This is a genomic window from Legionella maceachernii, assembly GCF_900167045.1.
In the GTDB taxonomy this organism is placed as follows: domain Bacteria; phylum Pseudomonadota; class Gammaproteobacteria; order Legionellales; family Legionellaceae; genus Tatlockia; species Tatlockia maceachernii.
Map to the genome: position 1 here is coordinate 62537 of NZ_FUXJ01000005.1, position 13731 is coordinate 76267.

A 13731-nucleotide genomic window follows, 5' to 3' on the forward strand; every position below is an offset into this window, starting at 1 on the left:
TTTCTCCAAATCGATCGATTGAATGGTGAATACTTAAGCTTTCTTTTCAAATAACTGTTCATTAAGCCAAGAATGTAATTCTTGGACTATGTAATTCGCTACGTCTTCCTCGGGCATTTGTTGACACAAGCATTCGCAAATTTCAACGAATGAAGCTTGAGATTCGATTTCTTTAAGTACAAGCTGTTCTAACGGGTTAAGCTTGCAATAACGTACCTCTAACCCGCGACGCCAAACAAGCACCGACTGTGGTCGTTTAAGTTTTTTAGGGTGAGGTATTGAGTTGCCCCGACGTACTGCTTCAATGAGAGCAAGACTGTTCCAGTGAAAGCAAAGCGTCTGGCTTGAGGGATGCAGGTGGAATTTAAGACTAGGCCATTCACTTGGGGAAAGTTGCTGTAAATCGATTTCGGTTAATAGAACCGGATTGCGACTCACAACCGCCCGGGATTCTGCCCATTCGAAGGCAGCAATCTCACTTAGATAGGGTTTTTTACGATAAGGAAGTGTTTCAATCAGAAATTGACTTAAATTTTGACCGAATGTGTCGAGCGAATAGTGATAGGACGGGTAAGTGTCTGTGTATTTTTTACAGAGCTGAATGAACTTTGATTCTCCTATCACCGCAACAAGTGTGGCATAGTCGCTCATTAATATTTCTTCAAGTCTGCTATAAAATCCTTGTGCATAAATAGCAATTCTGTCCTCGATTGATCCGCGTGGTGGCGGGCATAGGTAGGGTTTAATGAGAGGCTCTAAAGTAAGCATGGAATTTTGCATTAACGTATGTAATTCATTGAGTTTCATATCTTTAAGCTCTCTTTTGTGGCGAATAGATTATTCTGCTGAATTACTTTTGCGAGCATTAATTCTTGCCATAGCTCCTCAAAGGGCGGAATATGATCATCGCGCTCAATCATTGTCGATACATTACCAAACCGATTAACCGCCTTAGCATAAAGATCCCAAACTTCAGTGATGATCGGGTGATCATGAGTATCGATAATATAATCGATACAATTTAAATGGCCTGCTAAATGGAATTGTTGAACTCGATGGATAGGCACTGAATGGATATAGTGCATAGGGTCGAAGCCGTGATTAAATGCACTCACATAAATGTTATTGATATCCAATAAAATTAAGCAATCCGAACGATTAGCAATTTCGCTAAGAAATTCCCACTCTGTCATTTCAGATTCTTTATAAGTAATGTAGCTGGATACATTTTCTAATAGTATTCGTCGCTGATAAAAATCTTGCACGTAATTTATTCGGTCGACGACATGTGCAATGGCTTTCTCAGTATAGGGTAAAGGTAATAGATCATGCATGTTCCGTTGATTAACCCCAGTCCAACACAAATGATCCGAGATCCATTGAGGGTGAATGCGATCGGCTAATTGTTTGACGCGTTTCAAATATTCATCATTGAGAGGATCGGAACTACCGATGGATAAGGAAACACCATGCATGACAAGAGGATAATTCTCACGGATTTTATCCAAGTAATAAAGGGGGGTTCCGCCGTCAACGAGGTAGTTTTCTGTTAGAATTTCAAACCAATCCACAGCAGGTAAGCGCTCTAAAATGGTGTGATAATGATCTGTTCTTAAGCCAAGTCCCATGCCTAAGGGTGAATATTTTTTTTCTTGAACGCCATTATTGTTTTCCATGGAATTCTCAGGTGACTAAGTTATAAAAATAGATGTCCCATGGGGGACATCTATGGATTAACCCCGATTAATATGAACCGCTTGAACTCTTGCAGCTGTTTTTGCTTTTGCAAGAATTAGAACTTTTGCAGCTGTTTTTACTTTTGCAGTAATTAGAGCTTTTACAGCTGTTTTTGCTTTTGCACGAATTAGAACTCTTGCAGCTGTTTTTGCTTTTGCAAGAATTAGAACTTTTACAGCTGTTTTTGCTTTTGCAAGAATTAGAGCTTTTACAGCTGTTTTTGCTTTTGCAAGAATTAGAGCTTTTACAGCTGTTGTTGCTTTTGCACGAATTAGAGCTTTTACAGCTGTTGTTGCTTTTGCAAGAATTAGAGCTTTTGCAGCTGTTTTTACTTTTGCAAGAATTAGAGCTTTTACAGCTGTTGTTGCTTTTGCAAGAATTAGAGCTTTTACAGCTGTTGCTGCTTTTGCAAGAATTAGAACTTTTACAGCTGTTTTTGCTCTTGCACGAGTTTTTTGAATCATTAGAGCCACCATAACCTGAATCAGAACCTTTAGAGTCTCCATAATCTGAATTGGTACCTCCGTAACCGGAGTTAGAGCCTCCAGAGGTGTTCGGGGTACTTCCATAACCGCCACCCCAACCAGAAGCATAAAGGCCCGAGGTGAAGAGAGTTGCTGCTGCAGTTGCGATGATGAGACTTTTCTTATCCATTTCAATCTCCATTTGTAAATAGACGAAAATCTTCTTTAAGGATAGATGAGCGATTAATTATATTCAAATTTATGACAGGACGGCGTCGTCCCGAACCGAGTGACGAAACTCCTGGATTAAGTTAGAGCCATGAATTAGGGAGATTCTTCACTGTGTGATCAGGATGACGCAGCATATAACATTACAGGGCAGCATTTCCTGAAATAAAAGCAGTTTTACCTCGTTCTTGGTAGAACAAGGCAAAAAATCCAATCACAGCAATTGCTAGAGTCAATGGAATAACACTTAAGCCATAAATAAAAGCACTAGACACGCCAGAGCCACCAAACGTATGGATTAAAAAGCCGATGCTCGTATGGAATGCATAGCCAAAACTCATGATGATCATATTAGCAATGGCAGTAGTAATGCCGGCTACCTGTTCAGGTAAGTAGGTCGATGCTTTGTAAATGGCCAAAATCTGATAAGCACTGCAAACACCTACTAAAATAAAACTCAATGCCATTGTATTTGCAGTAAATTGCTTAGAAATAAGTGCTAAAAAGACCAGCATCATTGCAATTCCAGCTCCAATAATGACACCGAGATAATTATTGGTTTTCTCGGCAATGAAACTGAGCACAGGAGCACCAAAGCACATGCCAATAAAAATCATCGAAGGCAGATAACTAGCTAGTGTTGGATCGAAGCCATAAACCCGCTTAATGAACGCGGAACCCCAAACATCGGCGAACCCCTCCAGAGGACCTACCATTAGGCCTGATAAAAGACATAATGCGATCACTTGTCGGTTGGTAAGAACTCGTTTGATATCCGCCATGATTGAATGGGGTTGAATGTCTTTTTCAATCTCGGGCACGATAAAATAAGTTAATGCAGCGAGTAAAATACCAAAAAAAGCAAAAATTTCTACTACGGTTTTATAACCAAGATGGGTGCAAAGATAACTTACTGGACCGCCGCCGTAGATTGCACCAATTAAGCCTATCGTGACCGAGAAGCTTAGCATTCGCGTAAATTGCTGTTCTTTGAATGCCATGCGAATTATTTTAAACGTGCCTAGAATTGCTGCTGAAGAACCCATACCAATTAGAGCACGACCAATCATTGGATACATCCAACGTTCTGCAAAAAGAATGGGTAGAAGGCCAATGACCGTGAGCAAAATGCAACTCGACATCACTTTTTTAGGTCCAAAACGATCTAGCATAATGCCAATGGGTAAATGCATCAGCGAGTAACCTAGATAATAGACACCGGAAAATTGGCCAAAAACCGTGGTATCAATGTGAAATTGCTGAATAAAATTATCCAGCATGATGTTAGGCATGACTCGTAAAATGTATTGATAGGCATAGAATAATGAAGCAATGATCCATATTGCCCATGCTGCAACGCGTGTAATTGATGTATTCATAACTTATCGCTTCAGTAGTGTTAGTTTAATGAAATCAACTCTAATCTTTTTATAAGAGCTGGAGGACAAAGTGTAATGAATGGCTTGAAAAGTACTCCGCTTAGCGGAGAAGCTTATGAAGAGAAGCTATAAAAGAATGTATGCGAGTAGACATGTTTTGTTTCTCACAACGAGCAAAAATCATGGTCATTCGGATCATGATATGATCATTGTAAAACGATGTCAAGTCTAAATAGTAATAGTGCAAGGGTAAATTCATCTCATTTTTGAAAATAAACGCCTTATCTTTTTGTCTATTTTATGATTTTTATGCGCGTAATAAATGCAATATAATGAGGCTAGTAGACTTGATTCCGTGCATAAAGCACGGAAAGTAGACTTTTTAGTTTTATATAGTACTATTAGAGGTGTTTACCTTGATTAATAGCGAGACTCAAAGAGGCAAAATTGTAAAGGTTATATTAAATTTTTTTTACATTTTGCAATCATCTTTTACAAGTTCGAACGAAATTGTTATGATGGGATAAAATTTCAGTTCACTCGTAAGATGATTATTTGTTTAGGAAATACAAATTAGTCATTATCCAATTAACACGTGTCTTTTGAGAGCGACTATCATGAGTTTAAATGAATATCAAAAAACAGAGTTAGAAAGGGAATACGATTCGCTGGCTCAATATGTGGAGGCCAGAGTTGCTTGGAGCGAGTTGAGACAGCATATTGTGGCGTTTTGTGAGCAAGAAGGGATAGAACTTTATCAACTTAAAGCACTTCCCAAGGAAATTGCTAAAGTGGTAATCCGTCAATTTATAGAGATTCTCCCAGGACCTTCAAGTTCCACCGTTTCGGATGGACAGGTCGCCGCCGAATTGGAGAAGCGGTTAATATGGAAAGAAGCGTTTAAAAAGCTTTGCACTGAGACAATGCTCGTTAATGATAGTTATGATGATCTAAGACACTATTTAAGCAGCAATCTTTCGGATTGGAAACAGATTAAAGAAGCGGTTATTGTTTTTTGTCTTAAAGAAGGAATAGAACTCTATAACATAAGGACTTTGCCGTATTGGCAGGCCCAATATTTACTGAGGAAGTTGGTTGATTTGATCGCAGTTCCTTTGGATAAAGACCTTCTTGGTGAAGAGCAATACACCATAAAATTGCAGGAGCGACGAATATGGAAACAGGAGTTCTTAGCCTGTAGAAAAGAAGCAGACGAGCAAATGCTTGAAGAACATAGGAATGCTGATTTAAGCGTGGGGCATCAATTCCAACGAACTGGAAAAGTGAGTCGCCAAACGTTACTCACGCTTAAGGACATGAAAGATCTTCTGGGTGTTGAGGGCTTTAACGCTGACGATACACTTAAGTCTGATCCTTTTCCCCTTGCAGAGATCGACCCTCTCGATGCAGAACCCATTCAAACCCTTATTAATCAAGTTGAGAAGGATGTATTTCTACCTATTGTGCATGATGGGCATTGGTTCTATTTGAAAAGAGAGAAAGGAGAGTGGGTTATTCACGATTCACAACCCTATGCTGATGGTAGTCATTCCTTCAGTACGGGCCATTCACTCACGCCCCGACAAGGTACTATCTATGGTCAATGCTTCGATTTTCTTGAAAAGATGCATAAACAAAATGATTTTGGAACCTTACGATACTTCACCACTGGAACCCAGTCGAATGACTATGAATGTGGCACATACGTCGTTAACGCTTGGAGACAACTAGCCAATAGGGATTACGTTGCCCAAAATCATGATCAGATTCTTTTTGAATTGCTCGATAAGCAAGTTCCCAGTTGGCGAGAAATTAAGAAAAGTAGAGAGGCAAGAGAAAATGAGCATCGATCTTCCTCTTCGAGGATGGAACCGTGGAATGAAGCACTCTTAAGTCATGGAAAGGAACCAATCCAGGACTACCCATTCCCAGTAACTAAGCTTAAAGGGTATGATCTGTCAGCAGCTCATGGTCACCGATTAGAAAGCAAGGATTCGCTAAGTAAAGTTGAGCAACCCGGTATTGGATTAGGAGGTATTACTCCGCTATTATTTGGGGAAACCGAACAAATCGACCGTCGCGGATTAGGGCAAGTAACTCAAGCCCACGCGGCAATTGGACAAACCTATACTCATTCTGGGTCCCAAAGAGTTCAGTCAGGCGCAGCGAATGAGCGCGTTGTACCTACTGGTAGAAGATCGGAGATAGATACTTCTAATGGTCGAGGTAATCTTGCTACAACTGCTTTCAAAACGCGATCATTCACCGTACCCACTGAGAGAGAGAAGGAGTTTAAGAGACGAATCGCTGTATTAGAGGAAACGCTAGAAGAGCTTTTAGACAAAGCAGCGGAGTTCGAAGAAATAAAGAAAGAGAAGATAAGAGAATATAGGGTGTTTGTAAACGAGCATGCGATTGCTGATGAAATCTCAGAACCCAATGAAACTTTGCAGCGTATGCATGAGGAAATTAAAAAATATAGATTGGCTGAGGAGGCAGCGAAAACAATCCATGGGCGTATTTCCGAGGCTTTGGATACTTATAAAGAAAACCCGTCATATCAAGCCTATATTGTTTTCCAAGGAGTAGCTGATAAAGCAATCAAAGAGAATTTACCTATTCTAGCAACGCCTCGAAATAAAGATAAAATGATTGGGTATAATATACTAGGGTTAATTGCAGGATTAGTTATTTTTTATTTTGCCTATGCGGCAATTGATTACTTCAGCGACCCTAAGCGAAGAGGTTGTTCTATATGGGCTACTCGTTCTGAAAAAATAGTCCGCGGCGTAGAAGATGCATTGGATGCATTAGATCCTGTGCAGATTCAAGTTTTTTAAGTAAATGAAGAGCGCATTCCGCGCTAGCGGAAATAGCAATACTTAGCGTTATGGCAGTAATTCAATTTCGAGGGATGTGCAATTGATTAATATTTTTTTAATCTCTTCTATCCCTAGTCCACGCAGAGAATCCATATTGGTCTTAGGGATTTGTTCTGTGTCTCCATAAAAAGCAATCGCTTTTTCCACGCTTTCTTCGCGCAGTAAGTGGAGCATGGGGTAGGGGGAGCGGTTGGTGTAGTTAGTCACCTCATCAAATCCCGCATCCGCAAAACAGTAATCAGGATGAAAAGTGGCTAATTGATAGATTCCTTCATAGTCGTTTTCAAATAAGCGGGCCTCAGCTGCATCCACAAAATCCAGGTAATGAAAAAAATCTTCAAATAGCTTAGGAAAAACTAAAAAGGTCGTCTCAATAGAAGATTCATGGTCCAATCGTTGGACCTCTACCATTAATGCCTCAAGTGCTTCTTGAAGGGTTTGTGCTCTACTGACTTGGATTTTTAAAGTACCTCGATTGACCTCTCGTTTGGCAAAAGGGCAAATATTCAATTGGATAACAAATAAGCGAATCCAATTGAGTGTGTGTTGTATTATCAATTCATCGGTTTGAGACATACTCTATTTCATGACTACAAAATCGTATAGTTTACGGCCATTTTTTTTCTTTGCCTATAATTAGTTAAGTTAAGTCACCAAGAAAAGGAATATGATGATGCCAATTTCTTATCGATTAAGTGGTTTATTTCTCATGCTCGGCGTTGCGTTTAACGGTTTTTCTTTGACTCCAGGTTCGCCTGAAGGCGTACAGTTTGTTAATGGTGAACCCGTTTCGCTTAATCAAATCGCCAATAAAACATTATTACCTTCCCCTTTTCCCATTTACGTTATTCAAAATTCGGGTGTGATTAATCATCCTTACCCTGGTGCGACCAAACTCATGTTACCGACTGACAATAGTTATACTAAGTCACCTGGGTGTTACATCGCGTGTTATTCGCATCAACCTGGAATTTATGCAGTCTCGCCAACCATTAACGTCATGGGGCAAATTCGTGTCAGTGGCTCTTATCAGGTACGTGTTTGTCAGCCGACAGGCTATGAAAATAAAGACATCAGCGCAGCAGATCAATTTAAGCGCTTATGCTCACAAAGAATAGCTTCTTGTAAAAACATCGAGTGTTGGGCTGGAGGGGATACGGGTGGGTGGTTTGGTATTCAGCAGTAGAAAGAATCAGGCGAGTGCCTTGGTCAGTGTCTTTTTATAGACAGTGCTGATTCGTTCACCTGTCCACACGTAGGTGTAGTGAGAGCTCTGAATGCAGTGACGGATACTTTTTGGTTTGAAGAGGGCAAAATTTTTATCTTCTGGCCCGACAGCGCGAACAGAGTGATAAACTAATCCTTCTTCACCTCGTTGTTTTATCTCTGCACCTAAACGTTGACTGGCTGAATAGTCGGTTAAAGCATAAAGTGGATGCTCGGATTTATTTAGACTTAACAAACTATACAAACTGGCACTGAATTCAGCGATGAGTGCTCTCATATCAATTTCTTGCGCGGGTTCCTGTGTGTAGCTTAAGAACCGCTCGCGGTGATAAACTGTTTCCGCAATTGCAGTGTCTAACGATTCTGAGGCGTAGTAAACGCCGTAATCGCCGTTCGAAAATCGACTGCCATTGGGATTGACATGGGTGAAAGCGGCCATCACGTAGCCTGCACCAGGAACGGCATAAAGTCCTTCTCCTTCTGGCACTAAGGATATATCACCAAGTTCGTCTTGAATTCTAGGGTTGGTCAATGCTTGTATTGTATACAATGCAGCAAAATCCTCTTCACTCGCGACATCCTCGAAGAGATGAATAGGAGGAAATTTAGAAGGAATCAAGCGATAACATCGCTGATGGGTGAAAACAAGCTTATGCAATCCAATGTAAAAGCCCATTATGATTTACCACCTCGCTCTGCATTAAGACGGCTAGCAACAGCCCAAAGATCCACGACGCGTCCTTGTAACATGATATCCATTGCGGATTTACCATTAAAAAAAGGAGCACGATTAGGCTTTCTAACCCAACCATAGACTGAATCGGGATTTGAAAAAAGAATTCTCAATGCGGCATGAATATTTAATAGGTACGATAGGCGTTCGGTTAAATCATGGCTGATAGACGCTTTCTCAGGCATGCTTTTGTATTTGAAAAGGGTCGAACGTTTTAGTCCAAGTAAAATTTGCATTTCTTCAGTGGTGCAATGCCATTTACGCAAAATATTCAGTACAGCCTTAAAGGCAGTATGGACTTGATGACCACTGATTTCTGTTATTTTTTTAGGCCGAATCATTGTTCCTTCTCCTACTTTGAGGATAGTTTAAATATAGACTATAAAACATAAAAAGTCTATATATAGACTATGGCTTGAAAGGAATAGCACGTCTATTTTTGATTAGGAAGTGAGCCAATTTATTTTTCCAACAAAAATTTAATCTCATCGATCATGGCGGTGATCCTTGCTTGTAGATACGCATCGTTTTTAGCTAGCGTTTTAGCGAGTTTTAATTGGCGAATCGCATCGCGTTGGCGTCCCTGAAGCAATTGACATTGGGCCTCGGTAAAATAGGCATAGCTTTTGCGATTAGCAGCCGCTTGTGCGTGGGCTAATTCTTCGCACAGCGATAAATCCTTTTTAAATTGTCTTGATCCTTTAAGCAAAACACTTGCTGCTCGTTCTGCTTGCCCCGCGGCGAGAAGGCCTCGCCCATAAGCCATTAGGGCTGCATAGTTTTCGGGATAATTACTTTGTAAAACGCTTAATCGCGCTATCGCTGGAGCAAACTGCTTAGCCCCTGTTTCGGCTTGAGCCATCGCAATTTGATAAAACAGATTATCATGATCTTGAGCAAGCAATGCATTCAAATGTGTTTCAGCCTGCTGAAATTGATTTATATTAAGCAGCGTTAATGCATACCCGTATTCACAGGCTGGATGATTTTTTTTGGGGCATTGATCACGATAATAATCGAGTAACTGCTTACTATCATTAGTCACCGAAACACGAATTATTTCCTTAAATAAGCGATAATTCAAATTATCAGGGTATTGTTTTTTAGCTAAACGGTAGCTGCGATTTTCTGCTTCGGCAATACGCTCATCATCAAGAGGGTGAGTTCGTAAAATAGCGGGTATATTGGCTGTATAGTAGTAACGCGAATTTTCCTGCATTTTTTTAAAAAAACTAACCATCGCTTTAGGGTCTAAATCAGATTTAATGAGCATATCAATACCAATCCGATCCGCTTCTTTCTCATTTGCGCGAGTAAAATTAATGTTATCTTGTGCAAACCCACTCATTGAAGCCATCAATGCGCCGGAACCTAAAGTTGGATTGATTGCGCCTAAAGCAATGGAAGCTAACATAGAGGCTATCATCGGAATTCGCATTTGTTTTTGATGCTCAATCATGTTGTAAAGATGATGAAGTCGAACGTGAGCAATTTCATGCGCCATTACTGCGGCAAGCTCGCTTTCATTTTCAGTCGCAAGGATAAGCCGAGTATTAATCCCGATATAGCCGCCAGGGCCGGCAAATGCGTTAATTTCGTTTGATTTTACAATAAAGAAATATGGCGTTGGAATGTGCGCAAAATGGGCTAATCTTCGACCTAAGTGATTAATGTATTGAGTCGCGAGAGGATTACGCTCCACACTGTCTGATTGATTAATAAGTTGCACAAATTCCTTCTCTAGCTCTTCAAGTTCGTGCGTTGAGTAAGGTGACAAAGGAAAGGCATTAAAAGGAAAAAGTTGCAAAACAGCGAGTAAGAATCCCAAACTTCTTTTAAGAAACCTTTGTCGTTTAAAACGGTGCAATAGGCTCATACGTTACTCAATTGATCGTGACGTTGGTGGAACTTAGGCAGTATATCATAATCAAGTAGGCATATATACCAGCCTAAGGAAAACCGAGTGAAGCTTGATTTCTTTGACTACTCCAGGTTATTAAGTAAAATCAGCGGTTTTTATTGAGCGTTTCGGCAAGACATAGGCTACTCATAAATTGAATAATTTGTTATCATATTAAAATTTTTCATCAGTGATTTAACTATGCACAAATACTTTATGCTGGCTGCTCTTGATCAGGCCTGGCTCGGACGAGGTAGTTGTGCACCAAATCCAAGTGTTGGTGCTGTTGCAGTTCACAAAGGCGAAATCATTGCGCGTGCTTGGCACCGAGGTGCCGGAACAGCGCATGCAGAACAACGCGTACTGGAGCAAATCCCACGAGGCATGAGTGATGTTACTTTATATGTCACGTTAGAACCTTGTAATCATTGGGGGCGAACACCTCCCTGCGTGACCGCCATTATTGACCATGGCATCGCAGAAGTGATTTATGGTTACAGTGACCCCAATCCTCTGGTTGCTGCAAACAATACGCCTGAACTTTTGCAGGCAAAAGGAGTTAATGTACTCCATTATCCATTGACAGAGATTAATGCTTTTTATCAAAGCTATCGCTATTGGACATTAACAAAAATGCCATGGGTTACGGCGAAAATAGCCCAATCGTTAGATGGTAAGATTGCGGGAAGCAACGGACAACGGTGCTATTTATCAAACACTGAATGCGCTGAGTTTACCCATTTAAAACGCTTGCATACTGATGTCATTTTAACCACTGCTCGCACGGTTAATTTGGATAATCCTTTGTTGAATGTACGTATTAAAGAGAGCGAGCAGGGTAAAGTAGTCGCAATCATCGATAGGTGTTTATCCACCAATAAAGAGGCTAAGCTATTTAAAACAGCAAAACATTGCCACTTCTTTTATGATGAAAGGTATAAGGTAGAGAGTCCTTATCCCAATTGCTCTTATCATGCAGTTCCTAGTAAAAATGGCTTACTTGATCTTACTACAATCGTTAAGCATCTAGGGCATCTTGGTTTTCATGATGTTTGGTTAGAGGCAGGCGGACAACTTTTTTCAGCAATGCATCGTGAAGCTTTAGTTCAGAGGACCTATCTCTATGTCGTCCCTCAGCTTTTAGGCAATGACGCAGTACCGGCGTTTGATGGGCACGAAATTTTTAAGAGGGAATCTAAGGTAACGTGGGAAATAAAGGCCGATAATGTGATAGCATGCTTTGATTGGCAGGAGAAGTGATGTTTACCGGAATAATAGAGCAACAAGGGGTGGTTTTAGCGAATACCTCTATAAAGAGGGCGAACCGATTGGAAATTAAGTCGCCTTTTGAAGATTTAAAAACAGGTGAAAGTATTGCCGTCAATGGCGTGTGCTTAACGTTGCTTCCAGAGCAGTGTGGGAACCTCGTTTTTGATGTATCCCCTGAAACGTTACATTTAACAACGCTAGGCCAGTTAAAGCAGGGTGATAAAGTCAATTTGGAGCGTGCAATGCAGGCTAATGCACGGTTTGGGGGGCATTATGTAAGTGGTCATATTGACACCACCGCTTGTTTTAAATCAATGATCACAGTAGGTGAATTCCTAGAAGTTATTGTTGGTGATTTTGCTGCTTGTGCTAGCATGTACCTTTTGCCTAAAGGCAGCATTACTCTGGATGGTGTCAGTTTAACGATTAATGCCGTCACGGAAGGGGATATTAAGTTAATGTTAGTCCCGCACACTTTGGCGCAGACAACTTTAGGCCAATTTAAAGTTGGCCAACGTTTAAATGTGGAATTTGATTATTTGACCCGAATCGTTGCGCATCAGCTTAAGATAACGGGACAGTTGAAGAATGAGGTTGAATTTGCATGACAGCTTTTGCAACAATTGAGCAAGCGATTGCAGCACTAAAGGCTGGTCGTATGATCATATTAGTGGACGATGAAGGGCGTGAGAATGAAGGGGATTTGGTTATTGCAGCTCAGCATGCTACCCCTGAAGCAATTAATTTTATGTCTCGCTTTGGCAGAGGCTTAATCTGTTTACCGATGACGGGTGAATACATTGATAAATTAGCATTGCCGATGATGGCAAGCAACAATCGTTCACCTTATGGTACTGCTTTTACCGTGTCTATAGAGGCCGCGAGTGGTGTATCCACAGGCATTTCGGCTAAAGACCGTGCCCACACGATCGCAGTGGCTATTTCCGAAGACAGCGGTCCTCAGGAAATCATTTCTCCTGGACATGTGTTCCCGCTACGAGCAAGGGAAAAGGGGGTGTTAGCGCGACCAGGGCAAACAGAAGGTAGCGTTGATTTAGCGCGTCTTGCAGGTCTTAAGCCAGCGGCAGTCATTTGTGAAATTATAAATGAAGATGGCACAATGAGTCGCCACAACGAACTAGTCGCCTTTTCACAATCTCATGATTTGCCGATGGTTTCAATCAAAGACCTCATCGAATATCGCATTCGGCATGAAAACTTAGTGGAAGAAGTCGCTACGACTCCGATTCCTTTACATGAGCATGGTGAGTTTTCAATGACCGTATTTCACAATGAACTTGATTCGGCTGAACATTTTGCTTTAAGCAAAGCTCCGATGGTTAAAAATCAAATTCCTCTAGTTCGTATTCATTCAGAATGCATCACCGGTGATGTTTTTGGTTCATGCAAATGCGATTGCGGTAAGCAATTGAAGCGGGCGTTGGCGCAAATTGGTAAAGAGGGAGGCATTCTTGTTTATCTACGTCAAGAAGGGCGTGGAATAGGACTGGCGAATAAATTGAAAGCCTACGCTTTACAAGAAAAAGGATATGACACAGTCGATGCTAATTTGCAGTTAGGCTTTCCTGCTGATAATCGAGATTATGCAGTTGCTTTCCAGATTTTAAAGTACTTAGGGGTGGAATCGTTAAGGTTATTGACTAATAATCCAAAAAAAGTGGAGTCTTTAGAAAACTTTGGCTTAAAAGTCTGCGAACGGTTACCTTTGGCTGTCGAGCCTACACCAGAGAATCGCGAATACTTAAGAACTAAGCAACAGAAACTTGGCCATTTGTTGGGTATTGAGTAAATAATGTATTTCTTTAGAATTAAGTGTTATTTCTTCTCCAAGTTTGTTAAAATTAAATCCCGTTTACATGCATAGCTATTTTACCGCCCACTGCGGTTTTGG

13 protein-coding genes are annotated in these 13731 nt (G+C 40.8%); 5 read left to right on the forward strand and 8 right to left on the reverse strand.

Translation table 11 applies throughout. The features are described from left to right. Positions 1-33: 33 nt before the first annotated feature. The 4 genes from B5D33_RS04800 to B5D33_RS04815 form a co-directional block, all read right to left on the reverse strand. On the reverse strand, positions 34-807 hold the full coding sequence (locus tag B5D33_RS04800) for an HvfC/BufC family peptide modification chaperone (RefSeq protein WP_058452926.1): 774 nt from the start codon (positions 805-807) through the stop codon (positions 34-36). Then, complete coding sequence (gene bufB, locus B5D33_RS04805) at positions 804-1676, reverse strand: MNIO family bufferin maturase (RefSeq protein WP_058452927.1); 873 nt, start codon at positions 1674-1676, stop codon at positions 804-806. The genes B5D33_RS04800 and bufB overlap by 4 nt, the downstream gene beginning before the upstream one ends. Positions 1677-1733: 57 nt before the next feature. Beyond that, positions 1734-2201, reverse strand: coding sequence for a hypothetical protein (locus B5D33_RS16560; protein ID WP_176119739.1), 468 nt, complete (start codon positions 2199-2201; stop codon positions 1734-1736). Between the two features lie 371 nt (positions 2202-2572). Further along, entirely contained in the window at positions 2573-3808 is a 1236-nt protein-coding gene (locus B5D33_RS04815; RefSeq protein WP_058452929.1) for an MFS transporter, read from the reverse strand. A gap of 617 nt (positions 3809-4425) precedes the next feature. On the opposite strand from B5D33_RS04815, the gene B5D33_RS04820 reads away from it, so the two are divergent. After that, positions 4426-6648 carry a hypothetical protein gene (locus B5D33_RS04820; protein WP_058452930.1) on the forward strand — a complete coding sequence of 741 codons (2223 nt, stop codon included), beginning with the start codon at positions 4426-4428 and terminating at the stop codon, positions 6646-6648. Between the two features lie 48 nt (positions 6649-6696). Here the strand turns inward: B5D33_RS04820 and B5D33_RS04825 are convergent, their stop codons facing one another. After that, complete coding sequence (locus tag B5D33_RS04825; protein ID WP_058452931.1) at positions 6697-7266, reverse strand: DUF1415 domain-containing protein; 570 nt, start codon at positions 7264-7266, stop codon at positions 6697-6699. A gap of 91 nt (positions 7267-7357) precedes the next feature. On the opposite strand from B5D33_RS04825, the gene B5D33_RS04830 reads away from it, so the two are divergent. After that, positions 7358-7876, forward strand: coding sequence for a hypothetical protein (locus tag B5D33_RS04830; protein WP_234802462.1), 519 nt, complete (start codon positions 7358-7360; stop codon positions 7874-7876). 6 nt (positions 7877-7882) lie between these two features. On the opposite strand, the gene B5D33_RS04835 is transcribed toward B5D33_RS04830, so the two are convergent. From B5D33_RS04835 to B5D33_RS04845, 3 genes are all read right to left on the reverse strand, one after another. Then, a complete protein-coding gene (locus B5D33_RS04835; protein ID WP_058452932.1) occupies positions 7883-8593 on the reverse strand; it encodes an RES family NAD+ phosphorylase in 711 nt (236 codons plus the stop codon). After that, on the reverse strand, positions 8593-8991 hold the full coding sequence (locus B5D33_RS04840; protein ID WP_058452933.1) for an MbcA/ParS/Xre antitoxin family protein: 399 nt from the start codon (positions 8989-8991) through the stop codon (positions 8593-8595). Before B5D33_RS04840 ends, B5D33_RS04835 begins: the two co-directional genes overlap by 1 nt. A 119-nt stretch (positions 8992-9110) precedes the next feature. Continuing rightward, complete coding sequence (locus B5D33_RS04845) at positions 9111-10526, reverse strand: M48 family metalloprotease (RefSeq protein WP_058452934.1); 1416 nt, start codon at positions 10524-10526, stop codon at positions 9111-9113. A gap of 225 nt (positions 10527-10751) precedes the next feature. On the opposite strand from B5D33_RS04845, the gene ribD reads away from it, so the two are divergent. The 3 genes from ribD to B5D33_RS04860 are packed head-to-tail and all read left to right on the forward strand — an operon-like array spanning position 10752 to position 13629. Continuing rightward, positions 10752-11810, forward strand: a complete 1059-nt coding sequence (ribD, locus tag B5D33_RS04850) for a bifunctional diaminohydroxyphosphoribosylaminopyrimidine deaminase/5-amino-6-(5-phosphoribosylamino)uracil reductase RibD (protein WP_058452935.1) — start codon at positions 10752-10754, stop codon at positions 11808-11810. Further along, a complete protein-coding gene (locus B5D33_RS04855; protein WP_058452936.1) occupies positions 11810-12427 on the forward strand; it encodes a riboflavin synthase in 618 nt (205 codons plus the stop codon). Before ribD ends, B5D33_RS04855 begins: the two co-directional genes overlap by 1 nt. Beyond that, a complete protein-coding gene (locus B5D33_RS04860; protein ID WP_058452937.1) occupies positions 12424-13629 on the forward strand; it encodes a bifunctional 3,4-dihydroxy-2-butanone-4-phosphate synthase/GTP cyclohydrolase II in 1206 nt (401 codons plus the stop codon). The genes B5D33_RS04855 and B5D33_RS04860 overlap by 4 nt, the downstream gene beginning before the upstream one ends. The last annotated feature ends 102 nt before the right edge of the window (positions 13630-13731 follow it).

Bases quoted from the DNA above. Each gene is read 5' to 3' on its own strand.
- B5D33_RS04835 (WP_058452932.1), bottom strand. From the start codon at position 8,593: ATGGGCTTTTACATTGGATTGCATAAGCTTGTTTTCACCCATCAGCGA.
- B5D33_RS04800 (WP_058452926.1), bottom strand. From the start codon at position 807: ATGAAACTCAATGAATTACATACGTTAATGCAAAATTCCATGCTTACT.
- B5D33_RS04825 (WP_058452931.1), bottom strand. From the start codon at position 7,266: ATGTCTCAAACCGATGAATTGATAATACAACACACACTCAATTGGATT.
- B5D33_RS04830 (WP_234802462.1), top strand. From the start codon at position 7,358: ATGATGATGCCAATTTCTTATCGATTAAGTGGTTTATTTCTCATGCTC.
- ribD (WP_058452935.1), top strand. From the start codon at position 10,752: ATGCACAAATACTTTATGCTGGCTGCTCTTGATCAGGCCTGGCTCGGA.
- bufB (WP_058452927.1), bottom strand. From the start codon at position 1,676: ATGGAAAACAATAATGGCGTTCAAGAAAAAAAATATTCACCCTTAGGC.
- B5D33_RS04860 (WP_058452937.1), top strand. From the start codon at position 12,424: ATGACAGCTTTTGCAACAATTGAGCAAGCGATTGCAGCACTAAAGGCT.
- B5D33_RS16560 (WP_176119739.1), bottom strand. From the start codon at position 2,201: ATGATTCAAAAAACTCGTGCAAGAGCAAAAACAGCTGTAAAAGTTCTA.
- B5D33_RS04855 (WP_058452936.1), top strand. From the start codon at position 11,810: ATGTTTACCGGAATAATAGAGCAACAAGGGGTGGTTTTAGCGAATACC.
- B5D33_RS04840 (WP_058452933.1), bottom strand. From the start codon at position 8,991: ATGATTCGGCCTAAAAAAATAACAGAAATCAGTGGTCATCAAGTCCAT.
- B5D33_RS04815 (WP_058452929.1), bottom strand. From the start codon at position 3,808: ATGAATACATCAATTACACGCGTTGCAGCATGGGCAATATGGATCATT.
- B5D33_RS04845 (WP_058452934.1), bottom strand. From the start codon at position 10,526: ATGAGCCTATTGCACCGTTTTAAACGACAAAGGTTTCTTAAAAGAAGT.
- B5D33_RS04820 (WP_058452930.1), top strand. From the start codon at position 4,426: ATGAGTTTAAATGAATATCAAAAAACAGAGTTAGAAAGGGAATACGAT.